This window comes from Acaryochloris marina S15 (assembly GCF_018336915.1).
GTDB classification, from domain to species: Bacteria; Cyanobacteriota; Cyanobacteriia; order Thermosynechococcales; family Thermosynechococcaceae; genus Acaryochloris; species Acaryochloris marina_A.
Map to the genome: position 1 here is coordinate 112,029 of NZ_CP064925.1, position 24,118 is coordinate 136,146.

At 44.6% G+C, this 24,118-nt stretch carries 30 protein-coding genes; 8 read left to right on the forward strand and 22 right to left on the reverse strand.

From position 1 onward, the window contains the following. The first annotated feature begins 149 nt into the window (after window positions 1–149). Entirely contained in the window at window positions 150–779 is a 630-nt protein-coding gene (locus I1H34_RS28850) for a pentapeptide repeat-containing protein (protein ID WP_249370277.1), read from the forward strand. Window positions 780–1,048: 269 nt separating this feature from the next. Here I1H34_RS28850 and I1H34_RS28855 read toward each other — a convergent pair whose 3' ends face one another. From I1H34_RS28855 to I1H34_RS28870, 4 genes are all read right to left on the reverse strand, one after another. Next, the gene (locus I1H34_RS28855) at window positions 1,049–1,858 is read right to left on the reverse strand and encodes a sigma-70 family RNA polymerase sigma factor (RefSeq protein ID WP_315874908.1); all 810 of its coding nucleotides are present in this window, start codon (window positions 1,856–1,858) and stop codon (window positions 1,049–1,051) included. 175 nt (window positions 1,859–2,033) lie between these two features. Further along, window positions 2,034–2,309: an HU family DNA-binding protein gene (locus I1H34_RS28860; protein WP_212666788.1), complete on the reverse strand. Its 276-nt coding sequence runs from the start codon at window positions 2,307–2,309 to the stop codon at window positions 2,034–2,036. Window positions 2,310–2,415: 106 nt separating this feature from the next. Further along, window positions 2,416–3,413, reverse strand: a protein-coding gene (locus I1H34_RS28865; RefSeq protein ID WP_212666789.1) for an IS630 family transposase whose coding sequence is annotated in 2 segments (ribosomal slippage) — window positions 2,416–2,960 and window positions 2,960–3,413 — 999 coding nt in all. Because the reading frame shifts where the segments join, the coding sequence is not laid out codon by codon here. A 172-nt stretch (window positions 3,414–3,585) separates the two neighbouring features. After that, on the reverse strand, window positions 3,586–3,975 hold the full coding sequence (locus I1H34_RS28870; RefSeq protein WP_212666927.1) for an AbrB family transcriptional regulator: 390 nt from the start codon (window positions 3,973–3,975) through the stop codon (window positions 3,586–3,588). Between the two features lie 142 nt (window positions 3,976–4,117). Between I1H34_RS28870 and I1H34_RS28875 the strand changes: the two genes are divergently transcribed. Then, the gene (locus I1H34_RS28875; protein ID WP_212666790.1) at window positions 4,118–4,387 is read left to right on the forward strand and encodes a hypothetical protein; all 270 of its coding nucleotides are present in this window, start codon (window positions 4,118–4,120) and stop codon (window positions 4,385–4,387) included. Between the two features lie 49 nt (window positions 4,388–4,436). On the opposite strand, the gene I1H34_RS28880 is transcribed toward I1H34_RS28875, so the two are convergent. From I1H34_RS28880 to I1H34_RS28905, 6 genes are all read right to left on the reverse strand, one after another. Beyond that, entirely contained in the window at window positions 4,437–4,682 is a 246-nt protein-coding gene (locus I1H34_RS28880) for a hypothetical protein (RefSeq protein ID WP_212666791.1), read from the reverse strand. Window positions 4,683–4,770: 88 nt separating this feature from the next. Further along, window positions 4,771–5,133, reverse strand: coding sequence for a hypothetical protein (locus I1H34_RS28885; RefSeq protein WP_212666792.1), 363 nt, complete (start codon window positions 5,131–5,133; stop codon window positions 4,771–4,773). 135 nt (window positions 5,134–5,268) lie between these two features. Beyond that, entirely contained in the window at window positions 5,269–5,700 is a 432-nt protein-coding gene (locus I1H34_RS28890; RefSeq protein WP_212666793.1) for a hypothetical protein, read from the reverse strand. A 71-nt stretch (window positions 5,701–5,771) separates the two neighbouring features. After that, the gene (locus tag I1H34_RS28895; RefSeq protein WP_212666794.1) at window positions 5,772–7,016 is read right to left on the reverse strand and encodes an ISL3 family transposase; all 1,245 of its coding nucleotides are present in this window, start codon (window positions 7,014–7,016) and stop codon (window positions 5,772–5,774) included. Between the two features lie 167 nt (window positions 7,017–7,183). Then, entirely contained in the window at window positions 7,184–7,582 is a 399-nt protein-coding gene (locus tag I1H34_RS28900) for a DUF4259 domain-containing protein (protein ID WP_212666795.1), read from the reverse strand. Window positions 7,583–7,669: 87 nt separating this feature from the next. Then, window positions 7,670–8,164, reverse strand: a complete 495-nt coding sequence (locus I1H34_RS28905) for a hypothetical protein (RefSeq protein ID WP_212666796.1) — start codon at window positions 8,162–8,164, stop codon at window positions 7,670–7,672. A gap of 488 nt (window positions 8,165–8,652) precedes the next feature. Between I1H34_RS28905 and I1H34_RS28910 the strand changes: the two genes are divergently transcribed. Continuing rightward, window positions 8,653–9,828 (forward strand): virulence factor, encoded by a 1,176-nt coding sequence (locus I1H34_RS28910; protein ID WP_212666797.1) that lies wholly within the window; start codon window positions 8,653–8,655, stop codon window positions 9,826–9,828. 31 nt (window positions 9,829–9,859) lie between these two features. Here I1H34_RS28910 and I1H34_RS28915 read toward each other — a convergent pair whose 3' ends face one another. Further along, window positions 9,860–10,330, reverse strand: a complete 471-nt coding sequence (locus I1H34_RS28915; RefSeq protein ID WP_212666928.1) for a hypothetical protein — start codon at window positions 10,328–10,330, stop codon at window positions 9,860–9,862. Between the two features lie 752 nt (window positions 10,331–11,082). On the opposite strand from I1H34_RS28915, the gene I1H34_RS32435 reads away from it, so the two are divergent. After that, window positions 11,083–11,739 (forward strand): helix-turn-helix domain-containing protein, encoded by a 657-nt coding sequence (locus tag I1H34_RS32435; protein ID WP_249370278.1) that lies wholly within the window; start codon window positions 11,083–11,085, stop codon window positions 11,737–11,739. Continuing rightward, complete coding sequence (locus I1H34_RS28925; RefSeq protein ID WP_249370307.1) at window positions 11,630–12,145, forward strand: transposase; 516 nt, start codon at window positions 11,630–11,632, stop codon at window positions 12,143–12,145. The genes I1H34_RS32435 and I1H34_RS28925 overlap by 110 nt, the downstream gene beginning before the upstream one ends. Before the next feature lie 1,035 nt (window positions 12,146–13,180). Here the strand turns inward: I1H34_RS28925 and I1H34_RS28930 are convergent. Together I1H34_RS28930 and I1H34_RS28935 are read right to left on the reverse strand one after the other, a co-directional pair. Beyond that, on the reverse strand, window positions 13,181–13,531 hold the full coding sequence (locus I1H34_RS28930; RefSeq protein ID WP_212666799.1) for a hypothetical protein: 351 nt from the start codon (window positions 13,529–13,531) through the stop codon (window positions 13,181–13,183). Window positions 13,532–13,618: 87 nt separating this feature from the next. Then, a complete protein-coding gene (locus I1H34_RS28935) occupies window positions 13,619–14,425 on the reverse strand; it encodes a sigma-70 family RNA polymerase sigma factor (protein ID WP_212666929.1) in 807 nt (268 codons plus the stop codon). 223 nt (window positions 14,426–14,648) lie between these two features. Between I1H34_RS28935 and I1H34_RS28940 the strand changes: the two genes are divergently transcribed. Further along, on the forward strand, window positions 14,649–14,858 hold the full coding sequence (locus I1H34_RS28940; protein ID WP_212666800.1) for a DUF2949 domain-containing protein: 210 nt from the start codon (window positions 14,649–14,651) through the stop codon (window positions 14,856–14,858). A gap of 90 nt (window positions 14,859–14,948) precedes the next feature. Here the strand turns inward: I1H34_RS28940 and I1H34_RS28945 are convergent, their stop codons facing one another. The 6 genes from I1H34_RS28945 to I1H34_RS28970 form a co-directional block, all read right to left on the reverse strand. After that, window positions 14,949–15,224 (reverse strand): HU family DNA-binding protein, encoded by a 276-nt coding sequence (locus tag I1H34_RS28945; protein ID WP_212666801.1) that lies wholly within the window; start codon window positions 15,222–15,224, stop codon window positions 14,949–14,951. Window positions 15,225–15,569: 345 nt separating this feature from the next. Next, complete coding sequence (locus tag I1H34_RS28950) at window positions 15,570–15,947, reverse strand: AbrB family transcriptional regulator (RefSeq protein WP_212666802.1); 378 nt, start codon at window positions 15,945–15,947, stop codon at window positions 15,570–15,572. Between the two features lie 175 nt (window positions 15,948–16,122). Beyond that, window positions 16,123–16,365, reverse strand: coding sequence for a hypothetical protein (locus I1H34_RS28955; RefSeq protein ID WP_212666803.1), 243 nt, complete (start codon window positions 16,363–16,365; stop codon window positions 16,123–16,125). A 71-nt stretch (window positions 16,366–16,436) separates the two neighbouring features. Continuing rightward, the gene (locus I1H34_RS28960; RefSeq protein ID WP_212666804.1) at window positions 16,437–16,808 is read right to left on the reverse strand and encodes a PadR family transcriptional regulator; all 372 of its coding nucleotides are present in this window, start codon (window positions 16,806–16,808) and stop codon (window positions 16,437–16,439) included. 159 nt (window positions 16,809–16,967) lie between these two features. Then, entirely contained in the window at window positions 16,968–17,324 is a 357-nt protein-coding gene (locus I1H34_RS28965) for a hypothetical protein (protein ID WP_212666805.1), read from the reverse strand. 298 nt (window positions 17,325–17,622) lie between these two features. Then, window positions 17,623–18,117, reverse strand: a complete 495-nt coding sequence (locus tag I1H34_RS28970) for a hypothetical protein (protein ID WP_212666806.1) — start codon at window positions 18,115–18,117, stop codon at window positions 17,623–17,625. Between the two features lie 199 nt (window positions 18,118–18,316). On the opposite strand from I1H34_RS28970, the gene I1H34_RS28975 reads away from it, so the two are divergent. Next, window positions 18,317–18,943, forward strand: a complete 627-nt coding sequence (locus I1H34_RS28975) for an HAD family hydrolase (RefSeq protein ID WP_212666807.1) — start codon at window positions 18,317–18,319, stop codon at window positions 18,941–18,943. Between the two features lie 298 nt (window positions 18,944–19,241). On the opposite strand, the gene I1H34_RS28980 is transcribed toward I1H34_RS28975, so the two are convergent. The 3 genes from I1H34_RS28980 to I1H34_RS28990 all read right to left on the reverse strand — a co-directional run bounded on the left by I1H34_RS28980 (window position 19,242) and on the right by I1H34_RS28990 (window position 21,989). Beyond that, entirely contained in the window at window positions 19,242–20,420 is a 1,179-nt protein-coding gene (locus tag I1H34_RS28980; protein ID WP_249370279.1) for a diguanylate cyclase domain-containing protein, read from the reverse strand. Between the two features lie 449 nt (window positions 20,421–20,869). Further along, window positions 20,870–21,277 (reverse strand): hypothetical protein, encoded by a 408-nt coding sequence (locus tag I1H34_RS28985; RefSeq protein ID WP_212666809.1) that lies wholly within the window; start codon window positions 21,275–21,277, stop codon window positions 20,870–20,872. Window positions 21,278–21,596: 319 nt separating this feature from the next. Continuing rightward, the gene (locus tag I1H34_RS28990) at window positions 21,597–21,989 is read right to left on the reverse strand and encodes a nuclear transport factor 2 family protein (RefSeq protein ID WP_212666810.1); all 393 of its coding nucleotides are present in this window, start codon (window positions 21,987–21,989) and stop codon (window positions 21,597–21,599) included. A gap of 1,044 nt (window positions 21,990–23,033) precedes the next feature. Between I1H34_RS28990 and I1H34_RS28995 the strand changes: the two genes are divergently transcribed. Continuing rightward, the gene (locus tag I1H34_RS28995; protein ID WP_212666811.1) at window positions 23,034–24,089 is read left to right on the forward strand and encodes a DUF932 domain-containing protein; all 1,056 of its coding nucleotides are present in this window, start codon (window positions 23,034–23,036) and stop codon (window positions 24,087–24,089) included. Window positions 24,090–24,118 lie beyond the last annotated feature (29 nt).

The window sequence follows — 24,118 nt, forward strand, 5'->3', positions numbered from 1 at the left end:
AGTCCTTCCCGTGTCTATTTCCTGATGTTTCTGGGTTGCTGTAAATACGGGGAATTCAATCTCATGTTTGCTCCCCAAAATTTCCCGAAAGCATTGCTATTATTCATGAAATGGTCGTTTGGGCTTCAGAGTATTCTTGAGAACTAACGATGGCTAATCAGGAACAGATAGCCTTGCTGAGTCAGGGTGTTGAAGTTTGGAATGAGTGGAGAAAAGATAACCTCAAGGTATCGATTAACCTCAGCAAAGCCAGCCTGACTGGGATGGATTTACATGGGGCTAACCTTCATAAAGCGATCTTGATCGGGGCTAATCTCACGGGTGCTAATCTGACTCGGGCTAACCTTTGTGAAGTCAGCCTCTGGAAAGCCAATCTTCGTGGTGCCATTCTGAGTAAAGCTAATCTTAAAGACGCCAACCTCATTGAGGCTGACTTGTGTACGGCTAGTCTCTGGAAAGCTAATCTCTATAACGTCAACCTCTATAAAGCCGATCTCCGTGGTGCCAACCTTTGTAGAGCTTATCTTTACAAAGCTAATCTCAGTGAGACAGACCTCAGTCAGGCCAGCCTTTGTGAAGTCTACCTATGTGAAGCTAATCTCTATGAAGCGGATCTTTCTGGTGCGGATCTTGAAGGGGCTAATTTTGAGGGAGCAGATCTTCTCAATATCCGTTTTGATCCTGAAACCAATTGGTCATCAATTGGTAGTTGGGACAATGCTAGAGATATACCGCAGGAGTGGAAGGATGAGAGCAGCCAAGGAAATGGAGTTCAGTAAAGGTTTGATTGATCGATTGTTCTGGATGGCGGTTCTGGATTTGCTTTAGATTCAAAACTATTGACTGACTCGTTGTGATTGTAGATGTGTGCTGTCCATCCCTTGGGATCATTTATAGGGTGCGGGATTTGGCTGGAGTTGACTTTAGCGCTTGTGAGGCTTTGGTGCAAATTCCCCCTTTAGGTAGCTGCTATTCTTCCCAGATGAGTTTGTCAATCCGATGATTGGCCTGAGAATCATCGCAAGGTACTTGGATTCCTGGATGTTACCTAAGCAGATTGGGCGTACTTTTTTAATTGTTGGAAAGCCCTTTTCTCAATTTTGCGAACACCCTCCCGACTCATGCCGATTATCTTACCAATCTCTACTAGAGTTTTAGGCTGACCATCTTCCAGACCGAATCGTTGGCCAATGATGAATTGTTGCTGCTCACTCAGGTGCTCCATGAGTTTGGACAATTCATCCTTATTCATCAGATTTTCAAAGTATTTTTGGGAGGAATGATCCTTGGCAACGAGTTCGCCTAATGTGCCTCCCTGGTTTTCACTCACGAATTTATCTAAGGAGATAACCTCTTTAGGAAGTTGGAGCTGTTCCTGTATGTGAGTTGGGTCTATATCCATTGCATGAGCGACTTCAGCAAGAGATGGTTGACGCTCATATTGTTGGTTGAGTTGGTAGTAGGTATGTTTAATTTTGCTGTTGAGCTGATTGAGGTGAATAGGTAGGCGAATCATTTTGGCCTTATTGTGCAATGCCCGTGTGATTCCTTGCCGAATCCACCAGTAGGCGTAGGTGCTGAACCGATAACCTTGCTTTAGGTCAAATTTCTCTACGGCTCGACTAAGCCCGATGTTCCCTTCCTGGATTAAGTCTAATAAAGGTAAGCCCCGATTCTGGTGTTTCTTAGCAATAGAGATGACTAGTCGCAGGTTACACTCAATCATCCGTTGTTTAGCCCGTAGACTGCCCGCTTTCACTTGCCGAGCGAGGTTAACTTCTTCTTCAGAAGATAGAAGAGGATAGCGTCCTATCTCATTTAGATAGGAATGGAGACTGTTTTGTGTGGTGGCCATCATCGATCCTCACTAGCATTGCCGTTACGAGGTCGTCCCCCCAATGCTAGCAATCAAGTGATTATCTCGTTGATACTCAGGAAAAAGATGTCGACATGAAGAAGCTGGCAGATGCTCAGAACTATCTGCCAGCTTAGTTGTTGGAATGAGGTTAAGTCTTAGCGATGTTCTTAGTTTATCAGCCGTTGACCTTCTCCTTGAAGACCTTGCCCGCACTGAAAGCAGGGACTCTTGTTGCAGGGATTTTGAGCTTTTTCCCTGTCTGTGGATTCCTCCCATCTCTAGCCTTGCGGTCCCTGGCCTCAAAGCTGCCGAAGCCCACCAGAATGACCTTTTCGCCAGAGCTGACGGTCTCGATGATGATGTCTGTTAGTGCCGTGAGGATGGTATCGGCCTGCTTCTTGGTCAGCCCAGTATTTTCAGCAATCTCGTCTACTAACTCGCCTTTGTTCATGGTCTTGCCTCAAAGTGCTTATGAGCATTGTATAGCAGGGATTGTAGGATTTATTTGGGAACCTGGTAATATCAATGGGCCATAGACGTATGTTGGAAATAAGCACTTAGCTAAAATTAATTACATAATCATCGCCATAGGTTTTCAAAACTCTTTCCACATATTCGACCAAAGATGACCACCCCCAGTAGGCACTCATTTCAATCCACTGATATTTCATGAATTGCCACAGACGCTCAATCAAATTTAGATGGGGAGAATAGCTTGGTAACTCAAACAAGGTAATTCCCCGTTCGGCCCACTCTGCCTTCATCTCATAGATTGCTTGGCTCGTATGGATAGGGGCTTGATCCATCACAATGACGGTGGTCAACTCCACGTCAGTAAAGAAGGTATCAATGCAATGACTGACAACCTCACTGGTGATGGTCTGTTCTGATGTATAAGCATGTAGCCCTTGTCGTCGACTCAAAAACCCCAGAACATTCAAGCGTTTACTTGAACGAGTCGGTATTTCCAGATAAGTCCCTATGGGTTGCCATCCATAGGGAATACAGGGGACTAACGAAAAACCACTCTCATCCATAAAGAATAGGTGGATGTCTCCCTTCTCTTCTTGTTTCTTGAGATGTTCTAACTGCTGTTTTTTTCGAGGTAGTCGGCATATAAAGGCTGGCCTGATGTCCCTTGGCGAAAGCGATGCCAGCTCATATCCATCTGCTTCAAGACGCGTTTAACGGTGGCCTTTGACACGCGCACTGACCACTGCTGTTCAATCTGAGCTAGCACCCGATTGAGTTGGATGGGAGATGCCTGAGTCCACTCATAAATCTGCTGTTGTTGGTCGGGATTAAACATCGGTTTTCGACCTCGGCCTGGGCGATTATAGAGTCCTGCAAAACCACGGTTATTCCAAGCCTTAAGCCAGTTGTACACGGTTTTAGGACTCACACTAAAAAGGGAGGCTAAGGTGTAGGGACTCCCACCCTGGGCAGACAAAATGAGGCAATGGGCGCGTTGTCTGACCTGATGATGGCGACTACAGCGATAAATCCGATGCAATAAGCGTAAGCTTTCGGTGGAGATAGGACGGACAATTGACATCAAATCAATGGATGTAAAAAAGAGGACTCAGGTAGTTTACAACCTGGAAATTCTATGTAATTAATTTTGTCCATCTGCTTAACTCCCTCTGTTTTTGCCATGTAGTGAAGTTGCAAAGGCTTTTACAACTCCCCCGTACAAGACAATACAGGGGAGTCTTTTTTATCAACGATTAATCCTCTTCAGTCTTGAGTTTCAAATGAATATGCTTACGCCCTAGAGCGATTTCAAACTCATCTCCCGGTTGCAGTTCCATTCTCTTGGTGTAGGCATTGCCGACCAATAGATTGCCATTGGATTGTACGCTGATGCGAAAGGTGGGGGGTCGTCCTCCATGCTTCTTTTTGCTGTTGCCTTGTGCATCCAGGTCCATTCCTTCTGCGTCCAAGACTGCATTGAGGAAGGCCATCACATTGATGCGTTCAGTGCCACTTTTAGCAATTTTGTAGTAACCACAGACTTTGGCTTTCTCTTCACGAGTCAAGTCGTTTAGGGTTTTAACTTTAGTCAATAGAGCTTGACCTGTTAAAGGCTTGCTTTGTTTTTTAGTTTTCTTCGGCATCATTAAACCTCATATCTACTGTCCCTCAATTGGATAAGCAAAATAATTGCTATTGAGTGTAGGACGAAATCTGGTTATTGAGTCAATTTCATAGATACTTTGTTCACACTAAGCTTGAGGTATTGTGAAGGAGAGAACTGGCATGGGAAAGCAAAGAGATTCAGGTGAAGTGGTTGGATTAGATGAGATGTTTTGCTTAAGAACGCAACTTGCGATCAGCCTCAAATTCCACCATTGTGAAACCCTTCAGAACATTCCATTAGAAGCCGCAGTTAGAGCGATGACTGCGGCTTGGGATACTTGTCATCCAGAGGAAGTACCACCGTATTGCAGTGGTACATCAACGGCCATTATTACTCATGAGCAAGCTGCTAAGTCCATCCGGGAAAGCAAATACTTCTCAGGTGCCTAGAGATAAACGATAGCCACTCTGGGAAGGTAGAGTGCCCTGTGGCAGGACCTCACGAAACCTTAGATAATTCCTTGGTTTTGACCGTAGACCCAGAATTTTGCCCTTGGGTAGCATCATGCCGATAAAAGTCCAAGTCTAAAGCTGAACCAACGATCTGTCCCTGATCTGATAGCTCATACCATTTACCTGTCGTGCAATGCTGGGCAAATTTTGCATTGGACATTCCACATCTGGAAATTCCTTCAGGCTTATCTGCTAGAGGTAGGGCTTTGATCGGTTCACGAGTGCTGGGCATCTTGGATGTCTTTTCAGTTTTATCTTCAGAATTTATACTGTTAGTCTAATTGAACGAAGATAATGATCTACTTCTAGACCTTGGTTGATTAAACGTCTTTTTGCGCAAGGAGTTTAGTGAATTGCTCTTTTGCCTCTGCTAATCTGTTAGTCTGCCCCTCTTTGACGAGTAGTGGGAGTCCTGCAAGTTTTTTGGCTTCTTCCAGCTCTATAAACATTCTGACTAAGTTTTCTTGGGTCTTTTCTACTGTTTCTGCCCACACTTCTTGATCATCCGTCATTGTTTTGATGAGATTTGATAAAGACGAGATTTTGCTTTTATCCTCCTCTAACTTCTCCGCAATAGGTTTCTGTTTCAGGATGGAACGGCTTTGTAAAAGAACGAAGAGAAATATAGCTCCTATGAGCGCAAGGAAGAGGAAATCTGGTGGCATAGGATTGCTCGCAGACATGTTAACCATCTTTTTTTAATAGGTAATGCCCCTGCCTATATTATGGGTTACCATTTGGCGTAATCCTGTTTAAAGTGCTCACTTGCTGCATGGATGAAGGGATAAAGATTTTGACAAGGCATGATCTTTCCTCAGTCATCCTCTATGCAAAAGAGTACCGCTATCCGAGTCCTTCGTGTCTAAGATGCCTTCTATTGTGTTGCCTTTGAGGTTACGAGCGATCTCAAGGATTGAGAGAAGCAGAGGTTCGATGTGTTTGACTTGTTGCTCAAGTCGAGCGATTTCCAGGGATTGTTTAGGACTGGGTTGTTCCAAGCCCCAATGAGCGAAGTGCTGTCGGTAAATTTGGAGAAAATCTAATTCTTCCGAATAAAGGACTATGACTCGTTGCAGAGTTTCATAATCTAAGGACCGAGAATTTTGCTGAGTCTCTAGTAGGTTTTGGTGCTGATCTTGTACTTCTATGAGCATCCCATCAATCAAACTGCTGATTGAATCAATGGCACTGAGCGGTTTCCCGATGATGAATTTGGAATGATGAATGCTAGGTTGCTTGATATCAGTCATCAGAGATTTAAGTGCCTAGACAAAATAATCGGCTCTCTGGGAATTAGCGTGGTAGCCGCTAGATATAGTGTTTAGGTCAAGGCAAAAGTCTGATACCCATTGAGATCAAGCGAAATCCTTTGGAAGAGCCTTTCAATATCGAAAATACCGTAGCATCGTCTTTTTAGGACCTTAACTCGGTTGTTAAATCCTTCGACAAAGCCACTGGTCCATCCCTCCAGAAAATAGTTGGTCATCTCATCCATCCAATTGTTGACAGTGATCAGGAAACTCTCAAAATCCTTGATGTCACTTTTGAGGACTCGTTTACACCAAGCCCGGATGGCACATTTAGCTCCGTTTTTGGTGTACCTACCCTCAAATATCTGTGTCAATTCCTCTCGGAGTTTGTAGGCCTGCTTCATCTCAGGAGAATAAGCAAACACTCGCTCAAGCAACTGTTGTTCTGACTCCTGGAGATTCTCAGGCCGTTTTCGAAAGGCCCACATCGCACCTTTGATACTGTCATAGTCTTGCTTAGGGAGTTCTTGGCGTAGACGTTTGACCTCCCGTTTACGAACTGTATCGGCACAATTACGATAGGCTTTGGCCACATGAAAGCGGTCAATGACAATTTTGGATTGAGGGAGTTGTTCACGGACTGCACTGACAAATCCTTGATACATATCAGTACAAACCCGCTCAATGGTTTGGCGTAAATGAAGGGGAATCGATTTAAGGAAATTTGCAACGGTCTGTTGTTTACGGTCAGCCAGAACTGCCAATATGTCTACTCCGCCTGTGGTAGGAATCGTGATCAAAACTACAAAATCACGGTGGCCTCTTTTCAGAGAAATCTCGTCAATCCCGATAACCTTGAGGTCTAAATATTCGCTCCAGTCAACTTGACAGGCAATCCAGCGATCAATAATGCCACTGACGACACCTTCACTAACGCCTAGTTTTCTAGCAACATCTGAGACCGTTGAGTTGATCAGGATACGCAGAAGCCAATGCTCATAAGCTTTTGTATTGGGACTGCGAGGTTCATGCCATTCTAAGCGTTGAGTTGTTGTGGGATGGTCATCGCAATACCCGCATCGATAGCGCTTGGGCCGAATTTCTAAATACACTGGTACTTCGAACAATGGCATGTGACGAATTCGAAGAGCCTGATCATGGCAGTGAAGGTCAGTAATCTCATGTCCACATTTGTGGCAGGTTGTTCCTTGCAGAGTACTCTCAATTTTGATCAGCCAATCCCCTCGTTCCGTCTTCGATAGCTCTAGAACTTGAACATCGGGAAGGTTGAGGGGAATGCGAATTGAGTTATCCATGACACTCTCGTTCTGAAGTACCTCCTCAGATCATTCCATAGGAGATGACTAAGGAATAAACACTATATGTAGGGTGTCACCACGCTAATTACCGGAGAGCCAAATAATCTAGAACAACGTATCACTCAAATCTGAGGAAAGATTGAGGGTCTAATCTAGAGTCTTTATTAACAAGCTAGTCGGGGCAGCAAATCCTCCACGCCCTCCTGCCATTTATCAAACTCATCTGAATTTTTCCATAAATTCTTGAGTTCGGAGTTCTCTAAAACGATCTCAGTGACATATCTCGCCTGAGCAATCATCGTTGCTGAAGGGGCTGGTCTTCCTTCTACCCATGTCTCCACCTCCTCTGGACAATCTTCAGAAGGCTCACCCATCCAAGCCGCGACTACCTCCGCCGCAGTAATGGCAACCGCGCAGTCCTGGGTTTCGGGGGATTTGTCTATCTGATCAATGACTGTGTTGAGGGCATCGATAAGTGGGTTATTGTCAGCAGAATTCGCTAGTTCAGCTATCCAGTCTAGTGCATAGTCATTCTCAAAGATTCCTGGCCCCCAAGTACCCATAGCTCATATCCCGGTTTGGTTTAAGGACAATTTACCGTGAGAGCAAAGGATAAGCAAAGCACTACAGAAATACAATCTTATCCACAATCACCATCGGATCGGATACTCAAGCTTGCCTGTTGGGTTATTGAACTTCCTTATGGGTGCTTTCCAAACAGAGTGAAACCGCTTCAGACTCGCTTTGGTGAAATCGATTTTGTGATCTTTCAGTGTCAATTCACCGTTGGCAAAAGTTGAACCAGCGGCCCAGAGGAGACCAATAAACTCATCGCGATCTGCAATAACGGGAGAAAATTCATTCAAGTCACCATTGGTGTATATCTGAGTAATTTGTTTCACGGTGTCAGGATGTTTACGAAGTAAAGCCTGGAAATAAAGAGAGAGTAAGGGCCTTGGATTATCTAATCCAAAGATGGCGTTACAGATGCAGGTAGAGGTCGTCAACATCCAGGTAGTGATCTTATGGGGATCGGCTGTCTGATCTCGTGCCATCTCTAAGAGAAGATCAACCATATTTCTTCTGAAAGGGATATCCAGGCGAGCTTCTACATTATTCCAGGTAGCTAAGATATTAGTGGCCATTGGAAATTGAGATTGTCAGTTTCTATATATTTGGATACCCAAACTAGCCCAAAAACCTTCTAGGATTTTACTCAACAAGGCAACCGAATCAGCAGTTCCTCCACAGCCCCTTGCCATGATTCCAGGCATCTAAATCTTGCCAAATCCCTTTGAGTCCAGACTCAGCCTGAATTACCTCAATCGCCTGTTAAGCTTGAGCGATTCTCGTTGCTGTGGGAGCTGGCCGCTCTTCTGCCCAAAGCCATGTCTCAGATTGGATAAGGATAATTTACCGTGATTGCAGGGAATAGGCTAAGGGACGCAATGTTTCCAGTCCGAATTGCACGGTCCTTCAAAACATTCACATTTTTGCTGACCATCTAGACCACTAATGCATCTAGACATCTATACCCAGTTCTAGCAAGTTAGGATAAAGCTGAGTGCTACATCTCCAAAAGCCAAATACAGCTTCCTGGGTTGTGTGACGTGGATAAGTTAAGGATGAGAATATGGAACTGCTCTCTATTGAAACCACTCCTAGCCCAAATTGCATCAAACTTAACTTGAATGAATTGATTAGCACCAAAGCACTGACATTACAGAACGGTGTAGATTCGACAGCGGCCCCGGTGGTGGCTCAACAGTTGTTAGCCATTGAGTTTGTCCAATCTGTCTTTCTTGTCCAGGATTTCATTACCCTAACTCGCAAGGGGAATTCAGATTGGCAGACTATTTTGGCGAAGGCTGCTCAGATCATAGGGATCTCGGAGGAAGCTGATTCAACGCTGCTAGCTCAGGTTTCACAGCCCCAAGAATCTGCGGCAATCAACAGTCCCTCACATCCCCCTTCAGATTTAGGTCATGTTGAGGCCGCGATTCAGATGTTCCGGGGTATTCCAGTGCAAGTGCGGGTAACTTCTGCCGATGGTCAGCAAGCACGGGTCGCTCTACCAGAACGATTTAACCAAGCCCTGCAACGGGCGATTGGGACGACTCAAGCAGATTATATTGCAGAGCGTCGTTGGGAACCGTATCAATCCCCAGCAGGTCCCGCTGATGAAGTTGCACAACAAGTTGCAGAAGAGATTGCTAGCCTGATTGATATAGAGGAATTAGCTCGTCTGGAGGCTGTTGCTATTTCCAATGTCTCTACAACAGAATCGTTGAACACAGCCTCAGTACAACAAACCCTCTTGTCTGAGCTGAGTCACTCGAACTGGAAACATCGGCTCAAGGCTCTCCAACAAATTGAGGTGACCCCAGCGACTTTTCCTGCTGTAGTGTCTGTCCTTAATGATGACCAGAGCACCGTACGTCGTTGGGCAGCAGCGCTTTTAGGTGCCAGTGGCATGAGTGTTGCGGTGGAGCCTTTAGGTCAGGTCATCCTTGGCGATTCTTCTGCTATGGTGCGTCGGATTGCAGGGGATGCCTTAAGTGATTTAGGGAATAATACTGCCATGCCAACGATGTGTCAGGCTCTAGCAGATTCCTCAAAGTTGGTTCGTTGGCGAGCGGCCCGGTTTCTGAATGAAATGGGAGATCAAACTGCTGTTGATGCTTTACACCATGCGGTTGAAATCGAAGCAGAATTTGATGTGCGTGTGGAGATGATGGCTGCACTGGAGCGGATTCAGGGGGGTGGTGAAACGCAATTACCAATGTGGATGCGGATTACGCAAGGATAGGCTTTGAAGATTACGTGACCAACGCCAATCGTCATCTTTGGTACCTGTTGGTCTTTCGAGTCGGTTCTTTCCAAATCGATCTAAATCGCTTTAAACCTTTCCTGTTGATATTGATCTCGTCGTCTATCAGCTTAAGTTCATCGTTGGCAAAGGTTGAACCAGCAGCCCAGAGGACATTTGTGAATTCGTCGTGTTTAAAATTAGAGGGAACGAATTTCACCAGTTCATCATTGGAAAATATTTCATAAATTTCCTTCATAGTGTCAGGATACTGAGCCTCTAGTGCCTGGCTGTAAAGCGAGAGCAAGGGCGTGGGATTATCAGTTCCAAAAATGGCATAGCAAATACATGTGGAGGTCGTCACCATCCAGGTTGCAATCTTGCGTGGATCAGTGGTGCGATCTCGGGCCATCTCCAAAACGAGATCAACCATGTTTTGTCTGAAAGGAATATCCAGACGAGTCTCTAGGTTTTTCCAGACGGCTAGGGTATTTGGATCCATCGTCAATCCTCTAGAATTGCCATCTGACTCCATTCCAGAATAGTTCACTGTGGTTGTTGCAGAGGATAAGCTAAGTGATACAGGTTTGCGATATTCAAAATCCTCGGCATCCGATTCTCACACTTTCGTATCAATTTCAGGTACGAGTTCCCTCTCAAGCCTTCACCTGGAAACTACCTGGTTTTGGGCTGTTCTGGGGCTGGCTTTGGGGTGTCTAGAGTCTTTGCTGTGGCTAGTTGGGATGTCCTGGCTCTGGTGGGGTGGAGGTCACCAAGAGTTGAAGTATGCAAACTAATCAAACCAGCATCAGCACCTAATAGAGATAGTAAGTAGACTCACTCCCCCCAGTAGGTTAGTTTTTCAATAGGATGGTTCTCTGTGTTACCCACGAAAATATCAGCATCGTTCATAAAAGCTGGATGAGGTGTACCAAGCTCATATATCGAATTTTTAGTTGTCACAAATACTCTGCCTGATTTCGTGAGATATCCCTGAATGGGAGAAGATTTCAACTGTTTCCCTGCAGGGTATTTGGGATGATTATGAATCTGTCCACGAATGACTACCTGATTTCGGACATCCAGGGGAACCCAAGACTCGATGATCGGTAAGTTTAGGGATGTTGGAACGGATGTATTGAGAGCGAGTTGAGAGTGCTCGAAATAATAGTCTGTGATGTCATTGGTAATACCAATTTGTGTTTTGGGATGTAATTTAGATAGGATCTAATCCTATGTTCATTCCATAAGTATATGAGTCGAGTTAGTACAGTTAAACCGCATCTAACAGTGGATGAGGTGAAAGACAAAATTGCTACGGCTCCGACTGCCCGCTGTCAGCAAAAATGGATGATTATTTATAACGCTCTGGTAGATCCTCGCCCAGCTATCGAAATAGCCACGCATACTGCTACTAGTCTTCGAACGGTCCATCAGGTGATTTCCGCTTACAATCGCCTAGGAGCAGCAGCAATTGCTCCTAGGGCTAAACGGAAGAAGAATCCCGGTGCTTATCTGAGTATTGAGGAAGAGATTGAATTTTTAGAATCGTTTATTGAACGTGCTCAACAAGGTCATTTAACAACGGTTCAAGAGATCCAAACGGCCTTTGAGACTAAAGTGGAGACGTCAGTGGCACCCAGTACTATCTATCGTTTGCTAGACCGACACGGATGGCGCAAACTCATGCCTCGTCCGTCCCATCCCAATGGAAACAAAGCGGCACGAGAGGCTTTTAAAAAACTTTCGGGGGCTGGTCCAAACCGCTGTAGCAGATCGCTCAGCCGAAGACCAACGTCCCATTGTGATCATGGCAGCAGACGAAGGGCGCTTTGGTCGTCTAGGGCAAGTAAGAAGAGCTTGGTGTGCTCCTGGAATTCGACCCGAAAGTGGGCAGCAGCTTGTCCGTGAATATCTCTATGGCTATGTTGCTGTTGCTCCTGCGTTAGGAAAGATGAGTGCTTTAGTCTTACCCTTTTCCAATACTCAGATGATGAACTTATTCCTAGCACAAGTGGCGGATGAATTTTCAGACTATTTTGTGGTGATGCAGGTCGATGGAGCGTCTTACCACACCGGAAAGAAGCTCGTCATTCCAGACAATATACGCTTGATTGTTCAGCCTCCTCGAAGTCCACAACTCAATGCTGTAGAGCATATCTGGGAGGAGGTGAAAGAAAAGCACTTCTACAATCAGGTTTTTGATTCTTTAGATGCGGTATCCGATACCTTGTGCAAGGGACTCAAAGAACTCATGGATTTACCCGATAGGCTGACTTCTATGACCAATTTTCCTCATATGAGAATTACGATTTAAAACGCAAATTGGTATAAGCATGGTCAAGTAGGTAGGATGCGAGGTGGAACTTGATAACCAAAACAGCCAATGGCAGGCTCAGTTATATTGAGCCTAATCAGAATTTGAGTTAGAAAACACAGGAGAAATACCGAAATTAGTCAAAGCACAAAATACTTGTCCTGAGTGTAATTGCTGATTTATCAACCAGTATCAATGCAATAGTCCTAACTCATACTGACTCCTCCCTCCCTCCACCCACATTCCCCACAATCCCAGTGACTCCTCGGTGGCGTGGTCTCCCTGATCGGCCTCTCGCAGTTGGGGCATCGGCCCGTGAAAACTGGATGCCAGTCCAGCAGATCCATCTTCTGTTCTGTCGTCAGATGATTTGAGGGTGAGGCGATGGGGGTGCTGTTGTAGGGAGAGTTGTTAGGCGTTAAAGATCCTGTTGTTTACGCTCAAGCTATCCTCACATTCTATTGCTAGCTTTTGGGTTAGGACTGAACGGCATATCCTGGCCCTCCTAAGATGCCCTACTTTAGGGGGGCTTATTGCTCTAAGTAATGGCAGATTTTTTCAAAAGTGTTGATCACAAAATTTGGGGAGGATGATAATCAGACAAGAACTCTGGAAGACAACTTTTGAGGGCTGACTGTGCTACTTGGGGGGATGATGCTACGCTTCATTCGCAATGTTTTTGTAAGCAATAAATTCAGGCTAGCTTTTGTCGGCCTAGCGTTCACTGCTGCGACGTTAACCATTACTATAACGAGGCAGATTGGATTGGCAGCAGAGATCCATAAAGACGCTCTTTTGGAAGCTGGTGAATTGTTCGGAATTCTGGGGCTAATAACGCTATCCAGTTGCCTTGTTGGCTTACTTCTTAGTGGGAATCTAAAGGATTAAGTTGCGATATCGAGCGAGCCAAAAATGGCGAAGGGGCATCGCTAGAAAGACTGGCAGCTCTGCGAAGATACTAGCCAGTTGATTTTTACGTGAATTCAATCACTCTATCAGCCTTTAATTTTTTCTCCTCTCCGCTTTCGTTCACCATCATGTTATTAGATGAATATTGGGCATCATGTGTTCTGGTATGTAGATTCTGGGTGGCTTGGTTGGCGCTTGCCAGGTCAAATCAAAAATAATGCTAATTAATACGCCATTAACCAGTGTGGAAAATAGCAACAGCCCCATTGTCATCTTGAATTTATACTCTGCTTGGATGCAACGATGATAAAGCTGCTCCGCCGTTTTGACCGCCTCTCTGTATAAGAGGTGCTTTTCCAGTAGTGTGCGGCTAGCTTGAGTGAGTTTTTGTTGCAGATGGGCGATGGTTGCTTGATCCTGGTCTGTCGCCTGTTTCCACTGGCTATTCCTGCTGATGCTAGAAAGATGCTCTGTCATGGGTGCGCCTTCCAAGATGTGTTTTAGCGTTTGGGATAAGATAGCACTTCAGACAATATTGTGATGTTGCCCCAAGTACTGCTCTATTCAAGCTGTTCTAGCCTTTCTCTCTAGTTTTTTCATGGCTTTGTTGATGATTTGTCGAACCCGTTCCCGGCTGACGCCAAGCTGTTGACCAATCTCATTCATTGTCTTGGGTTCGCCATCTTCTAATCCATACCGTTGGCTGACAATAAACTGCTCGCGTTCATCTAGATGCACCATTAATCGAGAGAGTTCATCATTCATCTGTAGTGACTCTATGTAGGGTGCTGGACCATTTTTTTCTTGGATTAAGTCAATGAGTGAATCTTTTTGTTGTTCCCCCACGAGCTTATCGAGAGACGCTACTTTTTGGAACAGTTGTAGCGTTTGCCTTATCACCTCTGGCTTGAGGTCCATCGTCTTTGATAATTCAGCAAGTGTAGGTTCACGTCCGAGCTGTTGGGTTAGTTTCTGGTGGTGTTTTCTAATCTTGTTGGCAACATTCCAGTGATGGTCAGGTAAGTAGATGGGGCGAGATTTAAGTTTGATCGCGCGGGTAACCCCTTGCAAAATCCACCAATAAGCATAGGTACTGAAGCGACAGCCCTGAGCCAGGTCAAATTTTTCTACTGCTCTACTCAATCCAATGCTGCCTTCCTGGATCAAGTCCATCAGGGGTAAACCTCGATTCTGATGTTTTTTGGCAATAGAGACAACTAAGCGTAGGTTGCACTCGATCATCCTTTGCTTAGCTCGGAGGCTTCCCACTTTAGCTTGTCTGGCAAGCTCAATTTCTTCTTCATGGGATAAGAGGGGATAACGGCCCATTTCCTGGAGGTATAAATGAAGACTGTCATTGTTTGTAGCCATCATTGAACCTTGCAAACATCATGGGTAGAGGAATACACCGAAATGCTGACAAGGGGGCCAGAATTTTTTATTTCTTAAGAAAATTGAAGAATGATTGACAAGTTTCTCAGAGTTCGGGAGTATTGCTGGAAATAGTTCAGTAGTCTCACTCAGGCTATTCTGCTACTCATTTCAGACTATAGAAACATCCAATAGCCCAATTCTCAATTGTTTCCTTTGATCGATGAGTTCTCCATCCCAACAACAGTTTATTCAGTACCTGCAAACTGAGCTAGAGATTTCAGAAGAAGCGATTGACTTGGCCTTGCGTCGCCAGGAGCCATCACGAGGTCCGTTGCATATACTCTTATGGCAACATGGCCTGATCGACCTTGACCAACTCGGCAAAGCTTTCGAGTGGCGAGTGAATGAATCTGTCGCGACTGCACTATAGTCCCAATAAAAAAGCTGATGGGTTCAAAAGATTACCCGCCAGCTTGGTTGATAGGATCAGAGTGATTGATTAGACATAGTTTTTAGTTTATCAGGGTTTCACTTTCTCCTTAAAAAGCTTGCCAGCACTGAAAGCAGGTGCTTTGGAAGCGGGGATAGTCATTTTCTCACCCGTCTTAGGATTACGCCCTTCCCTGGCCTTACGGTCCCTGGCTTCAAAGCTGCCGAAGCCAACGAGAGTAACTTTGTCACCGGAGCTAACAGCATCCATGATTGTCTCTATTGCAGCCGAAAGAGTTGTATCAGCCTGCTTCTTGGTGACACCAGTACTCTCAGCAATTGCGTCAACTAATTCGCCCTTATTCATATAAATCTATTGAAACGCTGTTGAGCATTGTAACTCAGGGTTTTAGGAGGAAATGATGAATCGTTTGAATCTTATTCCGAATTGGGAATGCTAGAAAAGTCATGCGAACTCTGTGAGCGTAGTTTACGGAGTGTATGGCTCCCTAGTCGTTTTCTAATTCTTTTTGAATTGGAGAACGACGCACCAAGATTCATCTGTGATTAATATAGAAGAAGATAACCATTTTTCTGGTTGTCTCGCTTACTCTTGCAACTCCCAGCCCAATGTTCGGCTGGGCTTTTCATGGCTATCTGAAAACTCCCTAGTACAAGGCAAGGGCGTTTGTTGCATCAGCACTTCAATGGACTAAGCAACCTTGGTCAAATGAATGTGCTTGCGACCTACAGAGATTTCAAATTCGTCTCCTGGGTTGAGATCCATCTCTTTGGTGTAGGCTTTACCCACTAGTAAGTTGCCATTGGATTGCACACTAATCTTATAAGCTGCTTGTCGTCCTGCCATTCCCTTGCCGTTAGGGGATTGACTATCTAAATCAATACCTTCTGCGTCTAAAAGGGCATTGAGGAATGCGATAGTTTTAATTCGTTCAGAGCCATCTTTATCGGTAGCAACATATCCGCAAGCCTTAGCTTTTTCCTCACGAGTGAAATCACTCAGTTGTTTGACTTTAGCTACTAAATCTTTTCCTGTTAAGGGTTTAGTCTGTTTCTTTTTTCTAGGCATGAGCTAAAAAATCTCTCTAGCAGTATCAAGTATCACTATTAACTACTAGATAATTACATATTTTTTGTGGTTAGCGGAAAACCGACCATATTCGTGAATGCAAAGTAGGTTGTCGAGTTTTTATATCAGAAGGAGCTATCGAAATAAGATAAGCGAAACTGTTAGTAATTTAGCTCTAAACCTTCGATAATTCCTTGATTTTGACTGTAGACCGTGAGGTTGGCTTTTGGGAAGGGTCATGCCGATAAAAGTCTAAATCAAGGGCCGAGCCAATGGCCTGCCCGTTTGCAGATATCTCATACCACTTGTTAGTAAAAATATGCTGAACAAAGGTTGCATGAGACATCCCACACCGAGATATCCCTTCTGGCTTGTCTTTCAGAGGAATAGCTTTGATCGGACCTTGAGTGCTGGGCATCTTGGATAGCTCCCCAGTTCTACATCTGGGTATATGCTAACAATCCTGTTTAAGAATATCTCAGAGAAGTTCTACCTGGGTTTGGCTATGGCTGACTTGTCATCTGCCCCCAAATACTGATGCCATAATTGAGCCAAACGTTTGGCTTCATCTAGTTTTTCTGGTCGAATTGAAAGCATTCGCCTTGGTCTACCTCTGCCAGGTGTCTTGTTCCAATAGGACTGAATCATTCCTTCATCCACCAGAAATTTGAGAGCAGCGTATAGGACGGTATCTGACATGTGATAAGGCGGATGTTCAGTATTGAGGTGATGCATTAAGGCTGAACCGTAGGAGTCGCCATTGTCAGCCAGAATGGACAGAATGTAGCAGACCGCTACTTCCTTCCTCAGATAAATAGAGGGAGGACTTTGAAAATAATGATAGATATCCTGAAAATTCATTTTAATCCCCCTTGAGTGTAAAGACTTAAAAGATTCAGTAATGTAAGCCCTAAATGATCTGGAATATCAGTAGACCAAAATTTCAAGCTCAGGGTATCCATCTGTGAAACGGGTGACACCCGGCTCTCCCTTAGATAGCATTCGAGAGTATAGATACAGTTACTCTCCCCAATAAGTGAGTTTCTCCCATTGCTGAGTCCCCATGTTGTCAACTAACTGTTGTGCATCCCCCGTGAAGTCTGGATGGGGCATACCAAGTTCATACATCGAATTTTTGGTAGTCACATAAACCCGACCATCCTTGGCGAGATAATCTTGAATGGGTGAAGTCTTTAACTTTTTTCCTGTTGGGTGTTTGGGGTGATTGTGGATTTGCCCGTGAATTACAATCTTTTTCCCGGTATCAACACAAATCCAAGACTCAATAGTGGCTGTGCAAAGTGAATGTGACTGAGGTGTCGCCAATATAGACTGGGAGTTTTGCAAATAGTAATCAACAATGTCATCAGCTTTCATGAAAAAGCCTCCCTCGTATAATTCCTAGATGAAAAGCATTAGCAATAAAGCTAGGATTAAAATAATATCAAGGTCACACAGTTGCGTCCAATTTAATCTATGCCTATAAAACAAGAATCAGTATAAACACTGAAGCCTTTGTGAAGACTGCATTCTGAGTTTAGCTGAAGGCAGATTTAGATGTTAGCTTCTAGTAAAACAGCAATTTCTTATTGATATAATATCTTATAAGCAGAATTTCAACGACTCTGTTCGATTTTGTTCTCCATGAGAACTTTTAAATTCTTTCATCCCATTATCACCATATGACCGAAATCCCAGGATTACCTTGGGAATTATTCAGTTTCTTAAAGGATGCTTTCCAACTCAACTTGAATCGCTCCAATCCTTTTGGGCTGATATCGATCTCGCCATCTGTCAATATCAACTCACCGTTAGCAAAGGTAGAGCCTGCTGCACTGAGGATGCCAATGAACTCATCACGATCTGCAATAACAGGAACATATCGCCTTAAATTGCCATAAGAATAAATCTGAGAAATTTGATGCATCATGCCAGGATAGTGATCAAATAACACTCGAATGTAGAGAGAGAGTAAGGGCATAGGATCATCGCTCTCAAAGATGGCATTGCAGATACAAGCAGACGTGGTCAACATCCAGGTGGCAATCTTTTTGGGATCGGCTTCCCGTTCTCGTGCCATCTCCAACAGAAGATCCATCATATTGTTCCTAAAGGGAACATTCAGACGAGTTTCTAAGTTTTTCCAGACGGCTAAAGTATTAGGATCCATTTTAGGTCGAGCTTTTCACTTGCTATATCCTTGGATACCCAAATTAGTGCAAAAACCGTCTAGCGATTCAATCAATAAGGCAACCTGGACAGCAGTTCCTCCACAGTCCCCTGCATTGTTTTTTAACACCCACTGTTCAATGTGCGACATTGAAAGATATGAATCGAAACCCTGGCGTCATCAATACTGGTTAGGCAACATGAAAGATCCTCCTGAAATCAAAGCTCTCTTATTAGATGCGGACTGGGTCATTCAAAGCATTCCTCCAGACTGGTTATCATGTATCGAACGACTGATAGATCCAGATGCTGATAAACAATCTTTTCTCGTGGAAGTATTTGAGGCTGAAAGCCAATGTATAACTGGTCAAGCTGACTTTGAGATAGAGCTTTCAAAAGTGCTAAACCATTGGGGGTCTAAGGTCCATGTCGATGATGCTGCGAGGATCTGGCACAAGATTCTTCCAGATCCCGATATTCTGAGATATGTCAGGCAGCTTCGATCTGCGGGAGAACTAGTATGCTTAGCGACGAACCAGCATCACTACCGATATCGATTTATGACAAACGAACTCGGGTACGGGCAAATGTTTGACACCTTATTTGCTTCATGCGAGATGGGCATAGCCAAGCCGTCAGAATCCTACTTCATTCAGATCTGTCAGCAGCTTGATTTGTCTGCCAGCAACCTATTATTCATTGACGATATTACTAGAAATGTAGAGAGTGCAAAGTCTTGTGGGTTGTTTGCAGAGCGCTTCCACCTTGTAGAAAATCGAGGTGCATTCGAGGAGATCTTGGCAAAGTATAATTTCAATGTTGAATAATCAATCATTCTGTTAACTATCACGTAGCTAGCATCTGGGTCGGTTGCATTCTTGTCCTAGGTATTGCGGCTGCGATGGCCGAAGGCCGGTCGTAGACCATCGCAAGTTTGATACGAACAATACCGCCACTCTTCACACTTCCCCCATCCGAATCACCGCCGGGGGAGCTGCGGGCCTTGTGAAGTGCCAGAGGCAAACTCCAGAGGAATCTAGGAGAATACCTATTGTTGGACCGAGAATTGTTGTTGTTAGGGATAATTATCTTGGAATAGCTCCTTTTTCGGTTTAGGTAGCACTTTTAAGATTGCTTCTCATTCCAGGTAACAAAGCAATCTCGTCCTTGATCTTTGGCTTGGTATAGTGCTTTATCAGAATCTTTAATCAGCATTTGAGGGGAGTTGTTTGCATTGGGAATCATGCTTGCAATTCCCATGCTAAGAGTAATGTGTGCTTTAGCTATAGAGGTGCTGTGGGGGATCTGAAGTTGGTGGATAGTGTTTCTAATGGAAGTGGCTACTTGGGTAGCCTCAACACTATTTACGTTGGGTAACATGATTACAAATTCCTCCCCACCATAGCGAGCTGCTATCTCTCCAGAACGCCTGACGCTGCCTTGTAAAACTTGGGCCACATGGCGCAAGCATTCATCTCCAACCTGATGACCGTAAGTATCGTTGTAGTTTTTGAAACAATCAACATCACAAAGAATGAGTGATAAGGGGTGTTGTTGGCGTTTAGCTCTCTGCCACTCTTGCGCTAAGCATTGATCAAACTGGCGTCGGTTGATCAACTGGGTTAAGCCATCAATAGTGGCTAAGCGTTTGAGGTCAGCAGTTCTTTCTCTAACCTTCTGTTCTAACTCTTGCGTTGTATTGCGAAATCGTCCAATGACTAAAACTAACCCTGAAATAGTTAGGCAACAGATAGTCGTTAGTACGATATAAATTGCCTTTAACCCATCTTGGGCAATCAGCATATTTTGCTCGAGAGGCTGAGTAATTTCTACAATCCCCCTCACCTGTCCGACTTTCCAGTCTTTTTTAGGGCTGTTAGCTAATGTGTTGTGACAGGCTACACAGCTTGCCTCCATTACAACAGCCTCGGTGTAACGAAAGGAGAGATGATTCCCCGTTTTCTCTTTGCGATAGAAGGATGCTGTTGGATGCTTTGTCAGGTATGCAAGGGCGGCACGTTCAAATTGATCTTTAGGTCCACCCGTAGTTTGCCGATTGGGGAATGGAAAATCGCTATAGATTCGGAATAACAAGCCTTTGGATGGATCACTCAGATGATCTCCTATCTCGATTGTGTAAGTGACCGGATTAGGAATACCGCCACTGATGGCATGATATTCAGGCGTGACGGTCACACCGCTGATTGACTTTACCCGATCGACAACATTATTGCTATAGAGTTGTCTAGCCTTGTTTAGAGTTTTAATAACTACACTTGAATAGTGTACGGCTTGGGAATCCACCAAATTTATAGAGAGGTAGTATGTTCCAAGCAACGCTATACTTAGCCCCAGACAAAACAAGGTAACAAGGATAATAATCACATGTCGATAGAGTAGCTGATATAGCCATTTAAGAAATTTTGATGCTTCCGATTGCAACAGTTTCATAAAATAACTACAACTAGATTTGTGCCATCTTATGATTTTTCCCGCAAAGAATATCTAAAGAAACACTTTGTCAGCATTAAATAGTTGTATCTAGAAATAATCAAAAAATGCTTCTATAAATTCGTTTAGTGAACTAAATTCTATAAGCCTCATGCTTTGTGATGCAATGATTTAGAAAGGATATAAAGGGAGCGACTAAACTAGTCGCTCCCTTTATATCCTGAGATTGATATCTAGGCATGAATCCAATGGGAGATATGTCTGTTAATTCTGTAGTTTTTCAATCAACTCTCTTTCTCTACTTAGTCTGGCTGACTTAGAGCTTTCAGTTGTGTATCTAGACTTGCTAAATAGCTATTATCATTGAGGGTATCCGCAGACAAACGGTTGGTTTGAACAGCAGCTTGGGCAACTTCTGTAGCAGAGATGTGCCCGCTTCGATAATCTTGAATCAGTTGACTAGCTGAAGGTACTCCTTCATTGGTAAACCAGCCTTGGTAAGCCATGTACGCCAAGTTGAAGGGAGAAAGCTGGCGAGCGACTTTGGGTTGGGAAGCCATAGCGACTTTGACCAGTTTACTTGCACCATAAGGGCCTTGAGTAATGATTTGGCGTTGTGTCGGAGCTGCGATCACAGCGGTGGAACTGAAGCCGATAGCTAGTGCCGCGAACCCGGTGAGTTTTTGGGCAAAGGCTTTGGCGCGTTTCATTAGATTGTTCTCCATCTCAATACCCCTAAGCTACAGGGTATGCCTGAGAAACTAATGATGCTTATCTGTGTCAATCACAGAACCTTGCTGAGATATTCCGCAGAGTTCTCTGAGAAAGCTGAGAAAAATGTCATTGATAGTGATTCTGAGCTGGAATTTCTACTCATGAGGTTACTAGTGCAAGCTCTCTCCCTGGGATCGCTCCTAGAACTGTCTGAGTGTCCTGGTCTTGGTGGATGGGGGTGCTTTCTCAAGACTGGTCTACATCCAGTTGTCTGCTAATAATAGTCATCACGATCCTGCTACAATCCCTAGCATCTCACGTCTGCAACTGCGCTAAGAATGCTTTGTCATCCCAGTAGGCACAAACCTTTTGGATTTTGCCAGATTCACTAACTTCAAAAATGCTGATTCCCTCTGCACTGGCTTCTTTATGACTTTTGTTAGTAGCCTGCAAGCTCCATTTCACAGCGGCTTCATTCCCCACAATGAAAACTGATTCTGGCTTGACGACTAGAGACTCATTCTTTTTCTGGAGTATGTCAAAGAATGGTTTTGAGTCAGTTTGAGGATTGCTAGGCGGATTACCGACCGGATCATAGACTTGGGCATCAGGGGTAAATAGTTCAGACCATTGGGCTGCATTCATGGCTGAGAATGCTGAGAAGTAAGCATTAATAATGTGATTAATCGTAGAGGGAGGTATGGGCATAATCTGCAAACTTACAGTAGATGAGCACAAGACGGTTAACTGTTTGAGATATGTTCTGTTTGTTGCCTTGTAATCTTTAGAGCAACCTTCAAGCAGTTGATTGGTCTGTCGTTCGCAGTATATCAGTACAAAAAGCTGTCGATATTGCACCTTTCCTAAGACCAAACTGAGATCGCAAGTTTGATACGAACAATACCCCTCACACCACCCGAATCTCCACCGAGGGATCTGCGGGCCTGGTGAAGTGCCAGAGGCAAACACTAGAGGCTCCTAAGAGGATGCCGAGGATTGGGCTGGGGTGGTTGCGGTTGTTTGGGGGTATGAGAACGGACTTACGAGCTTATCTGTATCGACTATGGGCTTAGTCTTAACTGGCTCATGACACCTCTTCATAACCAGTCACCACAATATCAGTCTTAGCCCAACGAAAAACCAATGTTCCGTTCATGGCTTTGACTATGCATTCAATGGTTTTATGGCTTGATTTATCAGGATCTTCGAGAGCCCTTTCCAGTGTTGATATAAGTGTTCTGGGGTTAGGGAAACTCTCGTTGTAAAGCTCCTCTCTAACCCTGGCAACTTCTTGAGCTAGGCGATAACTTGACCAACCTAGTTCCTGCAATCGGCTAGTTAGTATCTCTGGACGCATTGTAAATGTCACTGCTTATCACCTCCATTGTGCCTTTTCCTAGAACTATTGGATTTTTTATAAGTATATAAGGGAGTTCAGGTAATCTCAAAAGAAACATTAAGTTACTTTATAAGGGTTGTAAAAGTAACTTTATACAGTTACTATATTAACAGATAGAAAAGGCAAGCGCCCAACGGAAGGCTTCCCCACAACCAAATAAGTGAGTTCTACGAAGTGCTAGGTTACCCTGCTGAATACCGCAGTCACGAAACCGAGGTAACGCTGGATCAAGGTCTGAATGCCCTCGGTGGATAAATTAAAAGTTCAAAAACTAGTCCAAAGACAAAGCGGAAGAGATTCGATTGACACCCGTTCCTCTTCCGCTGGCTTTTACACCTATGGAGATTTTAACCATGAAACAAGGACTTACGCTCGTTGAAATGGCCCAAGCTGTTCAAGACCAGGCTGAGGCCAAGCGTGATTTTGTTGCTGATACACGCACTCTTGAGATGAACCCTGATGGTTCAATCACAGTTGAGTCAGAAGAAGTCGAGGAAACTTTCACCACTACTGAACACACCCACGGCCAGATTTCCCAACGCCTCAGCATTCCCCTCAAATACTATCGCCGTATGCAATCTACAGCCCCCCAACTTCTAGCTGAGAACGTCAATCATTGGTTCAACACTAACCATGAGCGGCGCATGATTCGCACCCTTGACGGTTCTGCTCGTGCTTTCCTCTCAGACCGCTATCGCAGAGTGGACAACTTTGAGATTGCTGAAACGGTCTTGCCCGTCCTGAATGAGTTTGGTGACGGCTTGAAAATCGTTAGCGTTGGCCTGACTGACTCAAGACTGTATATCAAGGCAATCAATGAAAGAGTTCAGCTTGACGTGAAAAAAGGTGACGCTGTTCAAGCTGGGGTGGTCATCAGTAATTCTGAGATTGGTCTTGGCTCGATACGGGTTGAACCCCTTGTATTTCGGTTAATTTGCCTCAACGGCATGATTTCTCAAGACCACAGCTTTAAGAAATATCATGTGGGTCGCCAAGTCGGTGAAAGTGATGCCGCGATGGAACTATTCAGCGATGAGACGATGCAAGCAGATGACAGAGCGCTATTGCTCAAAATCCGTGACATGGTGCGAGGGGCTGCTGATGTTGCCAAGTTCACCCAGATAGTTGATCGGATGCGCGATGCCACAGAACGCAAGATCGAGGGTAACCCGGTCACTGCTGTGGAGGTATTGGGCGATAAGCTCAACGTCAATCAGGAAGAGAAGTCAGGCATACTAACCCACCTGATCCAGGGTGGCGATTTGACCGCTTACGGAATGATGAACGCTGTCACCCGGACTTCCCAAGATGTTGAGAGCTACGACCGGGCAACGGAGCTAGAGACGATGGGTTCTCAGGTTCTGAGCCTACCTCAAGCTACCTGGCGAGAGATTGCGGTAGCCCGATAGTCCATATCTTTCAGCCCTGGTTATTTGCT

Bases quoted from the DNA above. Each gene is read 5' to 3' on its own strand.
- I1H34_RS32435 (WP_249370278.1), top strand. From the start codon at position 11,083: ATGAGTCGAGTTAGTACAGTTAAACCGCATCTAACAGTGGATGAGGTG.
- I1H34_RS28965 (WP_212666805.1), bottom strand. From the start codon at position 17,324: ATGAAAGCTGATGACATTGTTGATTACTATTTGCAAAACTCCCAGTCT.
- I1H34_RS28990 (WP_212666810.1), bottom strand. From the start codon at position 21,989: ATGCCCATACCTCCCTCTACGATTAATCACATTATTAATGCTTACTTC.
- I1H34_RS28960 (WP_212666804.1), bottom strand. From the start codon at position 16,808: ATGAATTTTCAGGATATCTATCATTATTTTCAAAGTCCTCCCTCTATT.
- I1H34_RS28935 (WP_212666929.1), bottom strand. From the start codon at position 14,425: ATGGCTACAAACAATGACAGTCTTCATTTATACCTCCAGGAAATGGGC.
- I1H34_RS28875 (WP_212666790.1), top strand. From the start codon at position 4,118: ATGGGAAAGCAAAGAGATTCAGGTGAAGTGGTTGGATTAGATGAGATG.
- I1H34_RS28855 (WP_315874908.1), bottom strand. From the start codon at position 1,858: ATGATGGCCACCACACAAAACAGTCTCCATTCCTATCTAAATGAGATA.
- I1H34_RS28905 (WP_212666796.1), bottom strand. From the start codon at position 8,164: ATGGCCACTAATATCTTAGCTACCTGGAATAATGTAGAAGCTCGCCTG.
- I1H34_RS28985 (WP_212666809.1), bottom strand. From the start codon at position 21,277: ATGAAACGCGCCAAAGCCTTTGCCCAAAAACTCACCGGGTTCGCGGCA.
- I1H34_RS28940 (WP_212666800.1), top strand. From the start codon at position 14,649: ATGAGTTCTCCATCCCAACAACAGTTTATTCAGTACCTGCAAACTGAG.
- I1H34_RS28930 (WP_212666799.1), bottom strand. From the start codon at position 13,531: ATGACAGAGCATCTTTCTAGCATCAGCAGGAATAGCCAGTGGAAACAG.
- I1H34_RS28970 (WP_212666806.1), bottom strand. From the start codon at position 18,117: ATGGATCCTAATACTTTAGCCGTCTGGAAAAACTTAGAAACTCGTCTG.
- I1H34_RS28910 (WP_212666797.1), top strand. From the start codon at position 8,653: ATGGAACTGCTCTCTATTGAAACCACTCCTAGCCCAAATTGCATCAAA.
- I1H34_RS28975 (WP_212666807.1), top strand. From the start codon at position 18,317: ATGAAAGATCCTCCTGAAATCAAAGCTCTCTTATTAGATGCGGACTGG.
- I1H34_RS28860 (WP_212666788.1), bottom strand. From the start codon at position 2,309: ATGAACAAAGGCGAGTTAGTAGACGAGATTGCTGAAAATACTGGGCTG.
- I1H34_RS28950 (WP_212666802.1), bottom strand. From the start codon at position 15,947: ATGCCTAGAAAAAAGAAACAGACTAAACCCTTAACAGGAAAAGATTTA.
- I1H34_RS28890 (WP_212666793.1), bottom strand. From the start codon at position 5,700: ATGACTGATATCAAGCAACCTAGCATTCATCATTCCAAATTCATCATC.
- I1H34_RS28900 (WP_212666795.1), bottom strand. From the start codon at position 7,582: ATGGGTACTTGGGGGCCAGGAATCTTTGAGAATGACTATGCACTAGAC.
- I1H34_RS28850 (WP_249370277.1), top strand. From the start codon at position 150: ATGGCTAATCAGGAACAGATAGCCTTGCTGAGTCAGGGTGTTGAAGTT.
- I1H34_RS28995 (WP_212666811.1), top strand. From the start codon at position 23,034: ATGAAACAAGGACTTACGCTCGTTGAAATGGCCCAAGCTGTTCAAGAC.
- I1H34_RS28880 (WP_212666791.1), bottom strand. From the start codon at position 4,682: ATGCCCAGCACTCGTGAACCGATCAAAGCCCTACCTCTAGCAGATAAG.
- I1H34_RS28955 (WP_212666803.1), bottom strand. From the start codon at position 16,365: ATGCCCAGCACTCAAGGTCCGATCAAAGCTATTCCTCTGAAAGACAAG.
- I1H34_RS28945 (WP_212666801.1), bottom strand. From the start codon at position 15,224: ATGAATAAGGGCGAATTAGTTGACGCAATTGCTGAGAGTACTGGTGTC.
- I1H34_RS28870 (WP_212666927.1), bottom strand. From the start codon at position 3,975: ATGCCGAAGAAAACTAAAAAACAAAGCAAGCCTTTAACAGGTCAAGCT.
- I1H34_RS28895 (WP_212666794.1), bottom strand. From the start codon at position 7,016: ATGGATAACTCAATTCGCATTCCCCTCAACCTTCCCGATGTTCAAGTT.
- I1H34_RS28915 (WP_212666928.1), bottom strand. From the start codon at position 10,330: ATGGATCCAAATACCCTAGCCGTCTGGAAAAACCTAGAGACTCGTCTG.
- I1H34_RS28885 (WP_212666792.1), bottom strand. From the start codon at position 5,133: ATGTCTGCGAGCAATCCTATGCCACCAGATTTCCTCTTCCTTGCGCTC.